This window comes from Pseudoxanthomonas sp. UC19_8 (assembly GCF_042700505.1).
GTDB classification, from domain to species: Bacteria; Pseudomonadota; Gammaproteobacteria; order Xanthomonadales; family Xanthomonadaceae; genus Pseudoxanthomonas_A; species Pseudoxanthomonas_A winnipegensis.
This window is the reverse complement of the sequence record NZ_CP170559.1, coordinates 4,024,886-4,040,001: the sequence shown is the minus strand read 5'-3', so window position 1 is coordinate 4,040,001 and position 15,116 is coordinate 4,024,886. Positions and strand designations below refer to the sequence as shown.

Here is a 15,116-nt window from a genome sequence, read left to right as displayed (position 1 = left end):
CGCGTCAGCCCATGGCGCACGACCGGGCGTTTGCACACAATGGCCGCAGGCGCCCCTTCGCGGTAGACCGACGATGCACGCATCGACCACCTACACCGCGGCGGAGGGCGCAGGCTACGAGCGCAACATGGGCCGCTGGAGCCGCCAGCTCGCGCTGCCCTTCCTCGACTTTGCCGGCACCGGCGCGCGCGAACGGGTGCTGGACGTCGGCTGCGGCACCGGCGCGCTGTCGGCGCAGCTGCTCGCCCGCGAGGCGTCCTGCGAGGGCCATGCCGTGGACCTCATCCCTGCCTATGTCGCCCACGCGCGCCGGCATCTGCCGCCGCCGCGCCCGGCCCTGGCCGTCGGCGACGCCTGCGCCCTGCCGTATCGGGACGACGTGTTCGACCGGGTGCTGTCGCTGCTGGTGCTGCACTTCGTCCCGCAACCCGCGCAAGCCGTTGCGCAGATGGTGCGCGTCGCCCGGCCCGGCGCGACGGTGGCGGCGGCCGTGTGGGACGCGCGTGGCGGCTTCGTCGCCGGCCGGATGTTCTTCGACACCGCCGCCGCCTGGACCCGGGCGCGGCACAGCAGCGCGCCCGCAACTTCACCCGGCCGATGACGCGGCCGGGCGAGCTGGCCGCCGCCTGGCGCGAGGCCGGCCTAGTCGAGGTCGAGCAGACGCAGGTCGGCATCCGCATGGCCTTCGCCGACTTCGAGGACTACTGGAGCCCGTACCTGGGCAAGGACGGCCCCGCCGCTGCCTATGTGGGCGGCCTCGACGCGGCCGCGCGCGCAAGGCTGGAAGCGGCCATGCGCGCGGCCTATCTGGACGGCGAGGCGGACGGCCCGCGTGCCTACGCAGCGCTGGCCTGGGCGGTGAAGGGCCGGGTGCCGCCCGCCTGAGCCAGGCGCAGCGCTTGCGCGCGCCCGCGGTTCGGGCAGAATCCGCGCCCTTGTCCGACCTCGCCGCGCGCCGCCCGGCAGCCCCCATGCATCCCTGCCTCAGCTGCGGCGCCTGCTGCGCCTATTTCCGCGTGAGCTTCCACTGGAGCGAGGCCGAGCCGACCCTGGGCGGACACGTCCCCGTCGAACTGACCGAGTCCCTGCGCACCCACGAGCGCGTCATGCGCGGCACCTCGCAAAGCCATCCGCGCTGCATCGCGCTGGACGCGGACATCGGCCGCTACAGCCGCTGCACCATCCACGACCGCCGCCCCTCGGTATGCGCGGCGGTGCCGGCGTCGCTGGAGTTCGGCCAGCGCAGCGCGCAATGCGACAAGTCGCGGCTGGCGCACGGCCTGCATGCGCTGACCGAGGCCGACTGGATCGGCGTCAGCGACATCGAGCGCAATCCGCTGCCCGCGGATTGAGGAGACCTCCCATGCGGGTGGGGGCAAGTGTCTCCTCAAATCTTGCGGCCCGCCTGTAGAGCGGAGCTTGCTCCGCTGGGGCCTTCCCCACGAGCCGGACGAAGAGCAGCGGAGCAAGCTCCGCTCTACAGGTGGGAGCGCCATGGCGGCGATGGAGCTCTACCGGTAAGGCCCCATCGCCGCCATGGCGGCTCCCACCAACAAGCGCGCAGCGTCTAGGCGAGTTCCGTCACCGGATGCGCATCGAGGAAGGCGCGGATCTGCGGCACCAGCACCGCGTGCTTGTCTTCCAGCACGTAGTGGCCGGCATCCTCGAAGGCGACCAGCTGCGCCTCCGGCAGCGCCTTGCGGAAGCCATCGAGGAAATGCCGGTCGAACACGAAGTCCCGCAGCCCCCAGCCGATGAAGGCAGGCCGATCGGCGAAAGACGGCAGCGCGCGTCCGGCGGCCTCCAGCAAGGGCCAGGCGCGATCGGCCGGCGAGAGCGGGATGTCCTGCATGAAGCGCACGGTCGAGATGCGGTGCGCCCAGCTGTCGTACGGCGCCACATACGCCCGACGCACGTCGGGAGGCATCTTCCTCTCCACGCCCACGCGCGAGGCGCCGCTGGAGAAGGCGTTGAACGCGCGGATGAGAAATGCGCCAAACAGCGCATCACGCCCCAGCGCGATCTGCCACGGCATCGCCTTGGCCGCCGGCAGCGGGAACGCGGCGGTGTTGGTGATCACCAGCCGCCGAACCTGCGCCGCATGCGCCAGCGCCCAGCCGAAGCCGATCATGCCGCCCCAGTCGTGCACCGCCAGCGTCACCGGCGTGGCATCGTCGATGCCGGCATGCCGCAGCAGCGCCTGCAGGTCGTCCACGCGCGATTGCAGGGTGTAGTCGTAGGCCGGCGGGCGGCCGTGCGCATCGGGCCTGCCGTGCGGATGGCGCAGCCCGCCGCCATCGTCGGGCTTGTCGCTCAGGCCCATGCCCACATGGTCGGGCACGATGCAGCGATAGCGATCGCGCAGGGCCGCCACCAGATGGCGCCAGTAATAGCTCCACGACGGATTGCCGTGCAGCATGACCACGACTTCGCCCTCGCGCGGGCCATCGTCCAGGTAGTGCAGGCCGATGCCGGGGCGCACCTCGAAGCGGTGGCTGCTGAAGTCGTAATCGGGGAAGCGCACGCGGGTCTTGAAGGGCGTTTGCGGGTGCGCATTGTAGCGGCCGGCCCCGCGCCACGACACGCGCGTCCCCGATGCGCTCTACCATGCGCCTCCTCACCGACCCTGTGCCGCCTCCGCCATGTCCACCCCCACCGCTCCTCCCGCCTACCTCGACGACGCCCAGGTCGAGCAGCTGTCCGACCTGCTCGACCAGCGCGCGGTGCCCTTCAAGGGCTTCAATCTGGAGGCGCTGGACGGCTTCCTGTCGGCGCTGGCCGTCTCGCCGTCCACGGTCCCCGTGGAGGAATGGCAACCGGTGGTCTGGGGCGGCAAGGCGCCGCGCTGGGACGACGCGGAGGCCGCGGCGCAGGCCCAGTCCCTGCTGATGGGCCACTGGAACATGGCCAGTGCACGCACCCGCCACGACGAGGACAGTCTGCCCGACCATCTCGCGCCGTTGCTGTGGCTGCCCGAGGACCCGGAGCTGACCGGCGAGGAGGCCCTGCACGAGGACGAACTGGACGTCGGCCACGACTGGGCGCTGGGCTTCTTCACCGCCGTGGAGCTGCGCGAGGCCGAATGGGACCAGTGGCTGGACGAGAACGAATGGATCGAGGAGATCTTCGACCAGCTCGATCGCCTGGCCAGCGGCGAAGCGATCAACCCCGACGACCCGAGCGCACCGGGCACGCCGATCGGCTATCAGGAACGACTGGCGATCGTGGCCAGCCTGCCGGGCATGCTGGCCGACCTCAACCACCACCGCGTCGACGCCCTGACCCCGCGCACCCCCATCCGCCGCGACACCGCCCCCGGCCGCAACGACCCTTGCACCTGCGGCAGCGGGAAGAAGTACAAGAAGTGCTGCGGCGCGCAGTAAGCGCGGCAACCGCTAGGTACGCCTGCTAGCCAGGCGCCAGACCGCGTCGTCGCCACGGCGACGCGGGACGCGAGCAAGTCATCAGGCTTGAATACGACCGCGCCGCTAGGCGCGGTTCGTCTGGTCTTGCTGGAAGCGCGGACGCATCGGCCCGCGCCTCAACTCACCACACCACTTCGGCCATGGTGCAGTTCAAGCCCGAGCCGATGCCGAGCAGGGCGATGCGGTCGCCCTTCTTCAGGCGGCCCAGCTCCTTGAGCTTGCTCAGCACGATCGGCACCGAGGCCGGGCCGATGTTGCCGTGCTCGCCGAAGATGGTCATGACCTTCTTCGGGTCGATGCCGAAGGTCTTGATGAAGGCCTGGGTGTGCGGCTGGCTGACCTGGTGGATGATGAACTGGTCGATCTCGTCCACCGCCCAGCCCAGCACTTGGCGCGCGGCCACGAAGGTCTTCTGCGCCAGCTTCATGCCTTCGATCAGCAGCATCTTGGTGTCGGTGACCATGCGGTCCAGGTTACCGCGACACAGCTTGTTCCACTCGGTCGCCGAACGGGTCACGCCGCCCTTGTAGACCGGCGCGTCGGGCACCAGCTCGCGGCGCGCCATCACCATGGCCACCGAGCCGCAGCCCAGGGTCAGGGCAGCCAGCTCGTCGCGGAACTCGGCCTCGGTGACGTTGGGCGCGGTCATGCGCTCGAGGGTCTTTTCGTAAACCAGGTTGGCGGTCTCGCCGTCCACGACCAGGGCGTACTCGATCTCGCCCCGCTCGATCATGCGCGCGGCGATGTCCATGCCGTTGATGAAGGCCAGACAGGCATTGGCCACGTCGAAGGCCATGCAGTGGTCGCCCACGCCCAGGTTGCCCGAGACGATCGAGGCCGTGGACGGTTCCAGGAAGTCGCGGCTGACCGAGGTGTTGACCAGCAGGCCCAGGCGCTCGGCGCCGATGCCGGCATCAATCAGCGCCTTCTTCGCCGCCAGGGTGGCCGCATCCGAGGACTGCACCTCGTCGTCCCACAGGCGGCGCGCGTGCACGCCGGCCACGTCGTTGAGCACGTCGGTGCGGATGCCCAGCCGGTCGAAGGTCGGCTGCAGGCGTTCGTTGATTTCCTTGGAAGTCAGCACATGCGGCGCATCGACATGCGCCAGTCCCGCGATGGAGACGTTCTGGAAAAGCATTGGACGAGTGCCCAGGCTAAAGGCGAAGGGGCGCCAAGGGTAGCGGTTTCCCACCCTTAACGCATCTTTGACGCAGCGCGCAATGACGCGTGCGCGCGCCTTACGTCGCCGTACGGGCTCGTATCGTGAACGTATTCAGTCAGAACTGTCAGCGGCAGCGCAGTCCGACGAAGCGCTGCTCGCCATCGGTGGGCGCGGTCAGGGGCTGGATGGCGTCGGCCTGCAGGGTCAGGGCCTCGTTGCGGGCCAGGGTCTCCAGCTCGTCGCGGACCTTGAGTTCGTTGCGCTCGTAAAAGGCCACCTTGTCCTTCACCGAGACCGAGATCTCGCCCAGCTTCTGGCAGCTGCTCGGCGTGCCGGCCGGCAGCACCTTGATCGCGCTGGCCTGCGGGGTCAGTTCCACCCAGGTGCAGGCGGTCAGGACGGGCAGCAGGGCGGCGGACAGGACGAGCAGGCGCATGGGAGCTCCGGTCGAAGGCAAGGACGGATGGAAGGCCTGCATGGTGCCGCAGCCTGGATGAATGGGGAAGGCGAAAACCCGGATGGGCGCGCGCGCCCTGTAGAGCGGAGCTTGCTCCGCTGGGGCCTTCCCCCACGAACCGAACGAAGAGCAGCGGAGCAAGCTCCGCTCTACAAGGAGGCCGCAGCCTGACCTGAGAGAAAGTTGCTTCCAAATAAAGAGGTGCCGCAGAAAGCCCCATAGAAGCGCTTGCGGAACGCCCTGACAGCAAGACAAGGCCCCGGTCCGCACGAGGCGGACCGGGGCCTTGGGTCACGCAGCGCGGCGGCTTACTTGCCCGTCACCGGCTTGCCGTCGGCGTCGACCACGCTGACCTCGCCCAGCTTCAGCGCGCGCACCGGGGCCTCGATCTTGGACAGATCGCCCACGATCACCCAGGTCAGCGCGTTCGGATCGATGCCCTTGGCCGCGGCGTTGGCCTGTTCGGGCGTGAACGCGGCGACCTGCGCATTGCGCACCTGTACCCAGTTGTCCGGGCGCCCGTAGCGCACGATGCTGCCGATGGTGCCCATCACCGCCGAGGCGGTCTCGTAGGCACCAGGCTGGCTGCGCAGTTCGTTGGCCACGACCTTGTCGACCTCGGCTTCAGTCGCCGGCGCCTTGCCGGTGGCGTAGTCGGCGATCTCGCGCTGCATCTCGGCCACCGACTCGGCGGTCTTGTCGATCTGCACCGGCGCGATGGACAGGAACGGGCGCTGGCCCAGTGCGCCGGCCAGTACGGTGCGGGCACCGTAGGACCAGTGCTTGTCCTCGCGCAGGTTCATGTTCAGGCGCGAGGTGAACGAGCCACCCAGGATCTCGTTGCTCATCTCCAGCTTGACCGCGCCGGGATCCTTGCTCGAAGGCAGCAGCTCGCCGGCGTAGATGTTGGCCTGCACTGCGCCGGGCTGGTCGATCAGGTACACGCGCGGCTTGGCCGGACGCTTGGCCTGCGGGATGTCCACGCCGGCCTTGGCGACGCCCTCGCCCTTCCAGTCGCCGAAATACTTGTCCAGCACCGGCACGATCTGCGCCAGCGTGGTATCGCCGACCACGATCACCGTGGCCTTCTCCGGACGCAGCCACTGCTGCTGGTAGTTCAGCAGGTCCTGGCGGGTGAGCGAGGTGATCGCCGCTTCCGTGCCCGAGCCGGTGAACGGGATGCCATAGGGATGCGTGTCGCCGTACAGCAGCGGCGGCAGCACGCGCAGCGCGGCGGTCTGCGGACGCGCCTTCTCCTGGGCGATGCCGGCGATCCACTGCGCCTTGACGCGGTCGATCTCGGACTGCTCGAAGCGCGGCGCGCGCAGCATGCTGGCGAACAGGCCAACCGAGGCGTCCAGGTTCTCCTTCAGCGCCGACAGCGAGGCGGTGGCACCGTCGAGCGAGGCGCCGGATTCCAGCGACGCGCCCAGTTCCTCGGCGCGCGACTTGAAGGCCAGCGCGCCCAGATCGCCCGCGCCTTCGCCCAGCATCTTGTTGGTGAAGCCGGCCGTGCCCAGCTTGCCGCCGTGGTCGCTGGCGTAACCGCCGTCGAAGTCGTAGGCGATGTCCACCACCGGGATCTCGTGGCGCTCGGCCAGCACCACGGTGCTGCCGTTCTTGAGCGTGGCCCGCTGCAGGGCCGGGAACTTCAGCGCCGGGAAGCTCTCCACCTTGGGCACGCCATCCTTGCGGTCCACGGTGCTGGCCAGGGTGGTGTACTTGGGATCGGGCTTGGGCGCGTTGAACGGCGTCGGCTTGGCGGAAGGCTCTTCCACCAGCGGCGTGCGCGTGCCCGGCTTGACCACGAAGGTGTGGCTGGGATTGCCCAGCCACTTGGCGGCCGCGGCGCGCACGTCGGCCACGCTGGCTCCCTCGATGTTGGCCAGCGACTCGCGGAAGCAGCCCGGATCGCCGGTGAAGGTGGCGCACGAGGCCAGGGCGTCGGCCTTGCCGCCGAAACCGCCGATGCGCTCGATGCCGCGGATGAAGCCGGCGCGGTAGTTGGTCTTGGCGCGGGCCAGCTCCTCGGGCGTGGGGCCCTGCTTGATCAGGCGCTGCAGCTCCTCGTCGATGACCGCTTCGACCTTGGCCGGATCCACGCCCTTCTTGACCAGCGCGTTGACATAGAAGTTGCCGCCCAGCTGCGAGCCGTAGTTGGCCGTGCCGATGTTGTCCACCAGCTTGTCCTGGTGGGTCAGGCGCGCGTCGAGCCGCGAGCTGGCGCTGCCGCCCAGCACGTCGGAGACCAGGTCGAGCAGGTCGGCATCCCGGTGCCGAACTGCGGCACGTTCCACATGCGCCGCACCATCACCTGCGGCACCTTGTCCTCCAGTTCGGTGCGGCCGGACTGCTTGAGCACGGCCACGTCCACCTTCGGCTGGGCCATGGTCGGCGTGGCGGGAATATCGCCGAAGTACTTGGCCGCCTTCTCCTTGGCCGTGGCCAGGTCGATGTCGCCAGCCAGCACCAACACGGTGTTGTTGGGCCCGTACCAGGTCTTGAACCAGGTCTTGACGTCGTCCAGCGAGGCGGCGTTGAGATCGTTCATCGAGCCGATCGTGGTGTGGTGGTACGGGTGGCCCACCGGATACATCGTGCGCGCGATGACCTCGCGCAGCTGGCCGTAGGGCTGGTTTTCGCCCTGGCGCTTCTCGTTCTGGACCACGCCGCGCTGCTCGTCCAGGGTCTTCTGGTCGATCGCGCCGACCAGATGGCCCATGCGGTCGGACTCCATCCACAGCGCCATGTCCAGCGCGGTGGTGGGCACGTTCTCGAAGTAGTTGGTGCGGTCGGTGTTGGTGGTGCCGTTCATGTCGGTGGCACCGGCCTGCTCGAACGGGGCGAAGAACTCGCCCGGCGCGTTCTCGCTGCCGTTGAACATCAGGTGTTCGAACAGATGCGCGAAGCCGCTGCGGCCGGCCGGCTCGTCCTTGCTGCCCACGTGGTACCACAGGTTCACCGCCACGATCGGCGCCTTGCGGTCGGTGTGCACGATCACGCGCAGGCCGTTGGGCAGGGTGAACTGCTCATAGGGGATGTCGACCTTGGCCGGGGCGGTCGCCGTGGTGGCCGGTGCCTGGGCGACGGCGCCGGTGGCCACGCCGCCGAGCAGCGCGGTGGAAAGGGCCAGGGCCAGCAGGCGGATCTGGGGACGCGTCGAAGTGCGCATGGAACTCCTTGTGGATGCAGTGCCCGCGGCGGCGCGATGCCGGGCGGGTAGACGAGGAACAGCCCAGCGATGCTAGGCGCGGGCGCCGGTGTTTTCACTAGGCCACAAGCCATGCGGGCGCTGACGATGGCGACAGCCGCAGGCGCGCCGCCTGATGGCGCGAGGGGTCTGCCGGGATCGGGGTGCTCGCCACCTGCCCGTCGCAGGTTCGACATCTGATCTGGCGTTCGGCGGGCATGCCGCCGGCGATTCAAGCCCGTCCGATCCAAACCCTCGGACAGTTTCGCGCATCGGAGCAGGTGTTCGCGGACACCGCTGCGGACACCGGACACTCCGCCGCTCGGCGGAATTCCATTCAAAAACAATCATTTGGAGTTGGCACGCGTCCTGCGTTGCTCTGCCCCGCGCAACACCGCCCTCTCGAAACTTGAACAGTTACTGAACAAAAGCGAAGTCCGATCACTTCGCGCTTGACCGAACTGATTAGGTGTTTTACTTTACTACTACACCACCTGACGACATCACTACGGAGACCCACCATGAACACCAACACCCTGCTCCCGCTGGCCGCCGCTTCCCTGTTCGCCCTGTGCGCCGGCTCCATGCTCCTGTCCCGCCACGGTGCGCGGGACTCCGCGCCCGTCGCCCAGGCCAGCCAGGCCGCCCACGTCGTCGACCTGCCGACCGTCAGCGTCCGCCCGGACCCGGCCGACCTGGCCTACTTCAACGCCACCCGCAGCGCCCGCGTGGTCGATCTGCCGGCGGTGAAGGTCACCCCGGACCTGAGCGATCTGGCTTACTACCAGGCCTCCCGCGGCGCCGAGCGCGTGGTCACCCTGGCCGCGGTCACCGTCCGCCCCGCCGCCGAAGACGTGGCCTATTACATGTCCCAGCAGGCCGGCCAGGTCGCCGCCGTGCAGGCGCAGCAGGTCAACGCCCAGCTGGCCACGCAGGCCGCCAGCCTGATCAGCGGCGCCGCCTCGCGCTGAAGCCGGTTCGCGCAGTCCTTCTGTAGTTCGCAGCTTCTGTAGTTCGCAGCACCTGAGCATTCGCCAAGGGTTGGAAGCCCCCAAGGCAGGTTGACGATGGCAGCGCTCGCGCGGGTTGTCGCAAGCCGTACGCAACACCCCTCGACGCGGGCGCTTGGCAGGCCTATCGATGCTGAGCAAGTTTCGCAAGGCGCCGTGCTAGTGGCAGATCCCTTGGCCTGGGCCAGCGCAGGTTTTCGATTTACCGCCTCATCCTGACGATCGCCCGGCTCGTCCGGCGCCCCACGAGGGCGTTGTGGCAGGGAAGGTCGGCAGCGCTTTGAAGTCGCGCACGAGCCCGCAATACCGTTCGCTTGTCGGGTCCGCGCGATGCAAGCTTGATCGCAAGACCTTCAGCGCGATGCGGGATCCGGCGCGCGCGCCTCGAGGTCGGCAGGCAGCCTAGACTTGTTGGCCCTTCGCCCCTCGGCTCACGCAGCATGGCTCTTTCGCGCTCCGGCGTCCTTCGCTATACGGTGACCGCCTCTCGCCTGGGTGCCGCATGAGTGCGCCGTTTCAGCTCGATGTGCTGCTCTACCAGCCGGAGATCCCGCCCAACACCGGCAATGTGATCCGGCTGTGCGCCAACACCGGCGCGCGCCTGCACCTGATCCGCCCGCTCGGCTTCGCGCTGGAGGATCGCCAGCTCAAACGCGCCGGACTGGACTACCACGAATACGCCGCGCTCCAGGTCCACGACGACCTGCCGGCCGCGCTGGCCGCGATCGCGCCGCGCCGCCTGTTCGCCCTCAGCACCCGCGGCCGCCAGCGCTACGACACGATCGAATACGCCCCGGGCGACGCCTTCCTGTTCGGCCCGGAGACCCGCGGCCTGCCGGCCGAGGTGCTCGACGCACTGCCGGCCGAACAGCGCCTGCGCCTGCCGATGCGGCCGGACAACCGCAGCCTCAATCTGTCCAACACCGTGGCGATCATGGTGTTCGAGGCCTGGCGCCAGCAGGGGTTCGTCGGCGGTGCCTGAAGCCCGACAAAACATGTCGCTTGCAATTCAATCGCGCACGATGTAATTTGCGCCCCATGGACTCCTCGGACCCATCCCGCGACCTGCTTCAGCTGGACAACCAGCTTTGCTTCGCGCTGTATTCGACCAACCTGGCGCTCAGCCGCACCTACCGTAGCCTGCTGGCCACCCTGGGACTGACCTACCCGCAGTACCTGGTGATGCTGGTGCTGTGGGAGCGAGACGGGCAGACCGTCTCGTCCATCGGCGAGAAGCTGTTCCTGGATTCGGCCACGCTGACGCCGCTGCTCAAGCGCCTGCAGTCGGCCGGCCTGGTAACCCGCACCCGCGCCGCTCAGGACGAACGCCAGGTCGAGATCCACCTCACCTACGCCGGCCACGCCCTGCGCAGCCGTGCCCAGTCCGTCCCCGAAGGCCTGTTCTGCGCCATGGACTGTTCCCCCGATCAGCTGCGCGCGCTCAAGGCGCAGCTGGAAGACCTGCGCGACAAGCTCGCGCGTGCCACCCCCACCGCTTGAACCGCTCCACCCTCCCCTTCGTCGTTCCCATGAAATAGCACGCGATTAAATCGCAAACAAACCAGGAGTTCGCCATGAAACCCGACAAGATCCTTTACACCGCCACCGCCATCGCCAAGGGTGGCCGCGAAGGCCGCGGCATTACCCCCGATGGTCCGCTGGACCTGCAGCTGTCCACGCCGAAGGAGCTCGGCGGCGCCGGCGGCCCCGGCACCAACCCCGAGCAGCTGTTCGCCATCGGCTACGCGGCCTGCTTCATCGGCGCGATGAAGGCGGTGGGCGCGCGCGAGAAGATCAAGGTGCCCGATGACGTGGCCATCGAAAGCAAGGTCGGCATCGGCCCGGCCGGCAGCGCCTTCGCCATCGCCGTCGAGCTGAAGATCGAGCTGCCCGGCCTGGATCGCGAGACCGCGCAGAAGCTGGTCGACACCGCGCACCAGGTCTGCCCGTACTCGAACGCGACCCGCGGCAACGTGGATGTGGTGCTGACGCTGGTCTGATCGACCCGCACCGCTTCACAACCGGACACGGCGCCCCAGGGCGCCGCGTCCGTCACTGCTCTTGTGTTTTGTAGGAGCCGCAGAGCCTCAGCACCGTCGTTCCCGCGAAAGCGGGAACCCAGCGGCTTTCGCGGGAAGCGCACAAGGCACTGGATTCCCGCCTGCGCGGGAATGACGGCCTGGCCGGCCATCCTAGATATCCAGATACAGATCCGCGCTGTTCTTGACCTCTTCCATCACCGCATAGGTGCGGGTCTCGCGCACGCCGGGCAGCTTCCACAGCACCCGACCGGCGATGTCGCGGTAGTCGGCCATGTCGGCCGCGCGTAGCTTGATCAGGTAGTCGAAGCCACCGGCGACCAGGTGGCACTCCATGACTTCGGGCTGGTCGCGGATCGCGGCCTGGAACTCCTCCAGGATGTGCGGCGTGGTGCGGTCCAGCAGCACTTCGACGAAGACCAGCATGCCGGCGCCGAGCTTGTGCGGATTGAGCCGCGCGCGGTAGCCGATGATGTAGCCCTCGGTGGTCAGGCGCTTGACCCGCTCCAGGGTCGCGGTGGGCGACAGATGCACGCTTTCGGCCAGCTTGAGGTTGGTGATCCGGCCGTCGCGCTGGAGCAGGGCGAGAATTCTGCGGTCGGTCCGGTCCAGGGCGGCAGGAAGTTGGCTCATCCGCGGATCATAGCCCGCCTAACGGAGATTCATCCGGCGCATCGCCGATCAGAATGCACATCCTCAAGTTCATTCTGTCCCAGGCGGTCATTTATGCGGTTGCCCCTCCCCTATCGGCCCGAAGCCGACGTGCTCGCCCCGCTGCTGCAACGCCTGCAGGACCTGGACTGGGCCCTGGCCAGCGGCGATGCAGTCGGCTGGATCGGGCAGGTCCGCGCGGCCAAGCCGTCGGCCTTCGCCATGGAGACGCTGCTGCGCGAGTTCCCGCTGTCCAGCGCCGAGGGCCTGGCCCTGATGCGCCTGGCCGAGGCCTTGCTGCGCGTGCCCGACGCCGACACCGCCATGACCCTCACCGCCGACCAGCTGGGCCGCGCCGATTTCTCCGGCGCCTCGCAGTCGTGGCTGGCCACGCTGTCCAACCAGGCGATCAGCCTGTCCAAGAAGATGCTGGGCGAGGACGGCCAGAAGGCCGGGTTCCTGGCCAGGATGGGCGCCAAGGCCGTGGTCGCCGCGACGGTGCGCGCGGTGCAGCTGATGGGCAAGCAGTTCGTCATGGGCGAGACCCTGGACGAGGCGCTGGACGATGCCCGCAAGCAGCGCAAGGCGCGCAAGGGCCTGCGCTTCTCCTACGACATGCTGGGCGAAGGCGCGCGCACCGACGCCGATGCGCAGGCCTACATGCGCAAGTACCACGCCGCCATCGCCGCGCTGGCCAAGTCGCGCGATCGCAGCGTGCCGGTGGAACAGGCCGACGGCATCTCGATCAAGCTCTCGGCCATCGACGCGCGCTACGAGGCCGTGCAGCACGACCATGTCATGGCGCTGCTGGTGCCGCGCGTGTGCGAGCTCGCCGAGGCCGCCACCCAGGCCGACCTCAACCTGACCATCGACGCGGAGGAAAGCGAACGCCTGGAGCTGTCGCTGGAGGTATTCGAGGCCGTGGCCACGCGTACCGCGGCCCGCTACCCGCAGTGGAACGGCTTCGGCCTGGCCGTGCAGGCCTACCAGACCCGCGCGCTGGAGACGATCGAGGAAGTCGCCCGCATCGCCCGGGCGCTGAAGGTGCGCTTCATGGTGCGCCTGGTGAAGGGCGCCTACTGGGACTACGAGATCAAGCGCGCCCAGGAGCTGGGCCTGGCCGCGTTCCCGGTGTTCACCCACAAGCACCACACCGACCTGTCCTACCTGGCCTGCGCCCGGGCGATGCTGGCCATGCCCGATGCGATCTATCCGCAGATCGCCGGTCACAACGCCGGCACCATCGCCGCGGTGCTGCACCTGGCGCGCGCGGCCGGCGCGCCGTTCGAGCTGCAGCGCCTGCACGGCATGGGCGATGCGGTGCACGAGGCCGCGCACCGGCAGTATCCGGACGTGGGCCTGCGCGTGTACGCGCCGGTCGGCCCGCACAAGGACCTGCTGGCCTATCTGGTGCGCCGCCTGCTGGAGAACGGCGCCAATTCCTCCTTCGTCCACCAGCTGGCCGACGAGACGCTGCCGGCCAGCGCGCTGGTGAGCTCGCCGCTGCACATCGCCCCGCAGAGCGCGGTGACGCTGCCGGCCGACATCCTGGGCGTGCGCCGCAACACCGCCGGCACCGACGTGAGCTGCGAGCCGATGGCCAAGACGCTGCTGGCCGCCTATCCGGCCGCCGCGCTGCCGACCCCGGCGCCGACCCCGGTCGCGCAGATCGACGCCTTGGTGCACACGCTGGCCAAGGGTCAGAAGCGCTGGAACGCCACGCCGGTCCAGACCCGCGCCGCCGCGCTGGAGCAGGCCGCCGACGCGCTCGAGCGCGACCTGGCGCAGTGGTGCGCGCTGATCGTGCGCGAAGGCCATCGCACCTGGGGCGATGCGGTGTCCGAAGTCCGCGAAGCCGCCGACTTCTGCCGCTACTACGCGCTGCAGGTGCGCGGCCTGATGGCACCGCAGCTGCTGCCGGGCGTCACCGGCGAGCGCAACACCTACGCCCTGGCCGGACGCGGAGTGTGGGCATGCATCTCGCCCTGGAACTTCCCGCTGGCCATCTTCACCGGCCAGGTGGTCGCGGCGCTGGTCACCGGCAACGCGGTAGCGGCCAAGCCGGCCGAACAGACGCCCGGCGTGGGCGCGGCGATGATCGCCCTGCTGCACCGCTGCGGCGTGCCCGAGGACGCGCTGGTCGGCTTGTACGGCGCCGGCGAGACCGGCGCGGCGCTGGTGGCGCATCCGAAGATCGCCGGCGTGGCCTTCACCGGCTCCACGCCGGTGGCCAAGGCCATCGCCCGCACCCTGGCCGGCAAGGACGGCCCGATCGTGCCACTGATCGCCGAGACCGGCGGCCTCAACGCGATGATCGTCGACTCCACGGCGCTGCCCGAGCAGGTGGTCGATGCGGTGGTGCAGAGCACCTTCCGCAGCGCCGGCCAGCGCTGCTCGGCGCTGCGCGTGCTGTGCGTGCAGGACGACATCGCCGACGGCGTGATCGAGATGCTGGCCGGCGCCATCGCGCTGCTCCAGGTCGGCGACCCGTCGCGCCTGTCCAGCGATCTGGGCCCGGTGATCGACCAGGAGGCCTTCGACAAGCTGCAGGGCCAGATCGCCGCGCTCGAGGGCCGCGCGCGGCTGATCGCGCGCGCGCCGCTGCCGGCCGACGCGCCGGTCAACAGCATCGCGCCGGTGGCCTTCGAGATCGGCGCGCTGGAACAGGTGCGCGAGGAAGTCTTCGGCCCGGTGCTGCAGGTGCTGCGCTGGAAGGGCGAGGTCGAGACGCTGGTCGAGCAGATCAATGCGCTCGGCTACGGCCTGACCCTGGGCGTGCAGACCCGGATCGACACCCGCGCCCAGGCCATCGCCGCACAGGCCGAGGTCGGCAACGTCTACGTCAACCGCAACATGATCGGGGCGGTGGTGGGCGTGCAGCCCTTCGGCGGCGAGGGGCTGTCCGGTACGGGTCCCAAGGCGGGCGGACCCAACTACCTGCCGCGCTTCTGCTCCGAGTCTGTCGTCACCGTCAACACCACGGCGGCGGGCGGCGATGTGGACCTGTTGATGGCCTCGCACTAGCGGTCTTGCGTGAGGCGCGTGGACACACCGCGTCACGCGAATGACACCGGGCCTAGAGTTCCCAAACTGTCGCCTGAATTAATAAACGGTTAAGTACAATATTCACGTGGGATTTCGGCTCTGGCGCCGATAGTGGTCCCGTGGTCGCTGGGGTGGCT

The 15,116-nt window shown here is 69.1% G+C and carries 13 protein-coding genes and 1 pseudogene; 9 read left to right on the top strand and 5 right to left on the bottom strand.

Annotated features, from left to right (window positions below):
• Positions 1 to 73: 73 nt before the first annotated feature.
• The 3 genes from ACFJIT_RS17745 to ACFJIT_RS17735 all read left to right on the top strand — a co-directional run bounded on the left by ACFJIT_RS17745 (position 74) and on the right by ACFJIT_RS17735 (position 1,352).
• Entirely contained in the window at positions 74 to 601 is a 528-nt protein-coding gene (locus ACFJIT_RS17745; RefSeq protein WP_379654458.1) for a class I SAM-dependent methyltransferase, read from the top strand.
• Positions 598 to 885, top strand: a complete 288-nt coding sequence (locus ACFJIT_RS17740; protein WP_379654457.1) for a hypothetical protein — start codon at positions 598 to 600, stop codon at positions 883 to 885. Before ACFJIT_RS17745 ends, ACFJIT_RS17740 begins: the two co-directional genes overlap by 4 nt.
• A gap of 86 nt (positions 886 to 971) precedes the next feature.
• The gene (locus tag ACFJIT_RS17735) at positions 972 to 1,352 is read left to right on the top strand and encodes a YkgJ family cysteine cluster protein (RefSeq protein ID WP_130524634.1); all 381 of its coding nucleotides are present in this window, start codon (positions 972 to 974) and stop codon (positions 1,350 to 1,352) included.
• 215 nt (positions 1,353 to 1,567) lie between these two features.
• On the opposite strand, the gene ACFJIT_RS17730 is transcribed toward ACFJIT_RS17735, so the two are convergent.
• Positions 1,568 to 2,524 (bottom strand): alpha/beta fold hydrolase, encoded by a 957-nt coding sequence (locus ACFJIT_RS17730; RefSeq protein ID WP_379655800.1) that lies wholly within the window; start codon positions 2,522 to 2,524, stop codon positions 1,568 to 1,570.
• A 118-nt stretch (positions 2,525 to 2,642) separates the two neighbouring features.
• Between ACFJIT_RS17730 and ACFJIT_RS17725 the strand changes: the two genes are divergently transcribed.
• On the top strand, positions 2,643 to 3,383 hold the full coding sequence (locus ACFJIT_RS17725; RefSeq protein ID WP_379654456.1) for a UPF0149 family protein: 741 nt from the start codon (positions 2,643 to 2,645) through the stop codon (positions 3,381 to 3,383).
• 163 nt (positions 3,384 to 3,546) lie between these two features.
• Here the strand turns inward: ACFJIT_RS17725 and ACFJIT_RS17720 are convergent, their stop codons facing one another.
• The 3 genes and pseudogenes from ACFJIT_RS17720 to ACFJIT_RS17710 all read right to left on the bottom strand — a co-directional run bounded on the left by ACFJIT_RS17720 (position 3,547) and on the right by ACFJIT_RS17710 (position 8,216).
• Positions 3,547 to 4,563: a 3-oxoacyl-ACP synthase III gene (locus ACFJIT_RS17720; protein ID WP_130521835.1), complete on the bottom strand. Its 1,017-nt coding sequence runs from the start codon at positions 4,561 to 4,563 to the stop codon at positions 3,547 to 3,549.
• A gap of 148 nt (positions 4,564 to 4,711) precedes the next feature.
• Entirely contained in the window at positions 4,712 to 5,023 is a 312-nt protein-coding gene (locus tag ACFJIT_RS17715; RefSeq protein ID WP_130521836.1) for a DUF4156 domain-containing protein, read from the bottom strand.
• A gap of 329 nt (positions 5,024 to 5,352) precedes the next feature.
• Positions 5,353 to 8,216 (bottom strand): annotated as a pseudogene (locus ACFJIT_RS17710) (M16 family metallopeptidase).
• A 539-nt stretch (positions 8,217 to 8,755) separates the two neighbouring features.
• On the opposite strand from ACFJIT_RS17710, the gene ACFJIT_RS17705 reads away from it, so the two are divergent.
• The 4 genes from ACFJIT_RS17705 (at position 8,756) to ACFJIT_RS17690 (ending at position 11,244) form a co-directional block, all read left to right on the top strand.
• Positions 8,756 to 9,205: a hypothetical protein gene (locus ACFJIT_RS17705; protein ID WP_379654455.1), complete on the top strand. Its 450-nt coding sequence runs from the start codon at positions 8,756 to 8,758 to the stop codon at positions 9,203 to 9,205.
• A gap of 541 nt (positions 9,206 to 9,746) precedes the next feature.
• On the top strand, positions 9,747 to 10,226 hold the full coding sequence (trmL, locus tag ACFJIT_RS17700) for a tRNA (uridine(34)/cytosine(34)/5-carboxymethylaminomethyluridine(34)-2'-O)-methyltransferase TrmL (protein ID WP_340649914.1): 480 nt from the start codon (positions 9,747 to 9,749) through the stop codon (positions 10,224 to 10,226).
• A 56-nt stretch (positions 10,227 to 10,282) separates the two neighbouring features.
• Entirely contained in the window at positions 10,283 to 10,744 is a 462-nt protein-coding gene (locus ACFJIT_RS17695; RefSeq protein WP_379654454.1) for a MarR family winged helix-turn-helix transcriptional regulator, read from the top strand.
• 74 nt (positions 10,745 to 10,818) lie between these two features.
• On the top strand, positions 10,819 to 11,244 hold the full coding sequence (locus tag ACFJIT_RS17690; RefSeq protein ID WP_130521841.1) for an organic hydroperoxide resistance protein: 426 nt from the start codon (positions 10,819 to 10,821) through the stop codon (positions 11,242 to 11,244).
• Between the two features lie 192 nt (positions 11,245 to 11,436).
• Here the strand turns inward: ACFJIT_RS17690 and ACFJIT_RS17685 are convergent, their stop codons facing one another.
• Entirely contained in the window at positions 11,437 to 11,916 is a 480-nt protein-coding gene (locus tag ACFJIT_RS17685; protein ID WP_130520851.1) for an Lrp/AsnC ligand binding domain-containing protein, read from the bottom strand.
• A 93-nt stretch (positions 11,917 to 12,009) separates the two neighbouring features.
• Between ACFJIT_RS17685 and ACFJIT_RS17680 the strand changes: the two genes are divergently transcribed.
• A complete protein-coding gene (locus ACFJIT_RS17680; protein ID WP_379654453.1) occupies positions 12,010 to 14,958 on the top strand; it encodes an L-glutamate gamma-semialdehyde dehydrogenase in 2,949 nt (982 codons plus the stop codon).
• The last annotated feature ends 158 nt before the right edge of the window (positions 14,959 to 15,116 follow it).

Excerpts from the sequence above, each read along its gene's own strand:
- ACFJIT_RS17720 (WP_130521835.1), bottom strand. The coding sequence starts at position 4,563 with ATGCTTTTCCAGAACGTCTCCATCGCGGGACTGGCGCATGTCGATGCG.
- ACFJIT_RS17745 (WP_379654458.1), top strand. The coding sequence starts at position 74 with ATGCACGCATCGACCACCTACACCGCGGCGGAGGGCGCAGGCTACGAG.
- ACFJIT_RS17715 (WP_130521836.1), bottom strand. The coding sequence starts at position 5,023 with ATGCGCCTGCTCGTCCTGTCCGCCGCCCTGCTGCCCGTCCTGACCGCC.
- ACFJIT_RS17725 (WP_379654456.1), top strand. The coding sequence starts at position 2,643 with ATGTCCACCCCCACCGCTCCTCCCGCCTACCTCGACGACGCCCAGGTC.
- ACFJIT_RS17740 (WP_379654457.1), top strand. The coding sequence starts at position 598 with ATGACGCGGCCGGGCGAGCTGGCCGCCGCCTGGCGCGAGGCCGGCCTA.
- ACFJIT_RS17680 (WP_379654453.1), top strand. The coding sequence starts at position 12,010 with ATGCGGTTGCCCCTCCCCTATCGGCCCGAAGCCGACGTGCTCGCCCCG.
- trmL (WP_340649914.1), top strand. The coding sequence starts at position 9,747 with ATGAGTGCGCCGTTTCAGCTCGATGTGCTGCTCTACCAGCCGGAGATC.
- ACFJIT_RS17690 (WP_130521841.1), top strand. The coding sequence starts at position 10,819 with ATGAAACCCGACAAGATCCTTTACACCGCCACCGCCATCGCCAAGGGT.
- ACFJIT_RS17695 (WP_379654454.1), top strand. The coding sequence starts at position 10,283 with ATGGACTCCTCGGACCCATCCCGCGACCTGCTTCAGCTGGACAACCAG.
- ACFJIT_RS17685 (WP_130520851.1), bottom strand. The coding sequence starts at position 11,916 with ATGAGCCAACTTCCTGCCGCCCTGGACCGGACCGACCGCAGAATTCTC.
- ACFJIT_RS17705 (WP_379654455.1), top strand. The coding sequence starts at position 8,756 with ATGAACACCAACACCCTGCTCCCGCTGGCCGCCGCTTCCCTGTTCGCC.
- ACFJIT_RS17735 (WP_130524634.1), top strand. The coding sequence starts at position 972 with ATGCATCCCTGCCTCAGCTGCGGCGCCTGCTGCGCCTATTTCCGCGTG.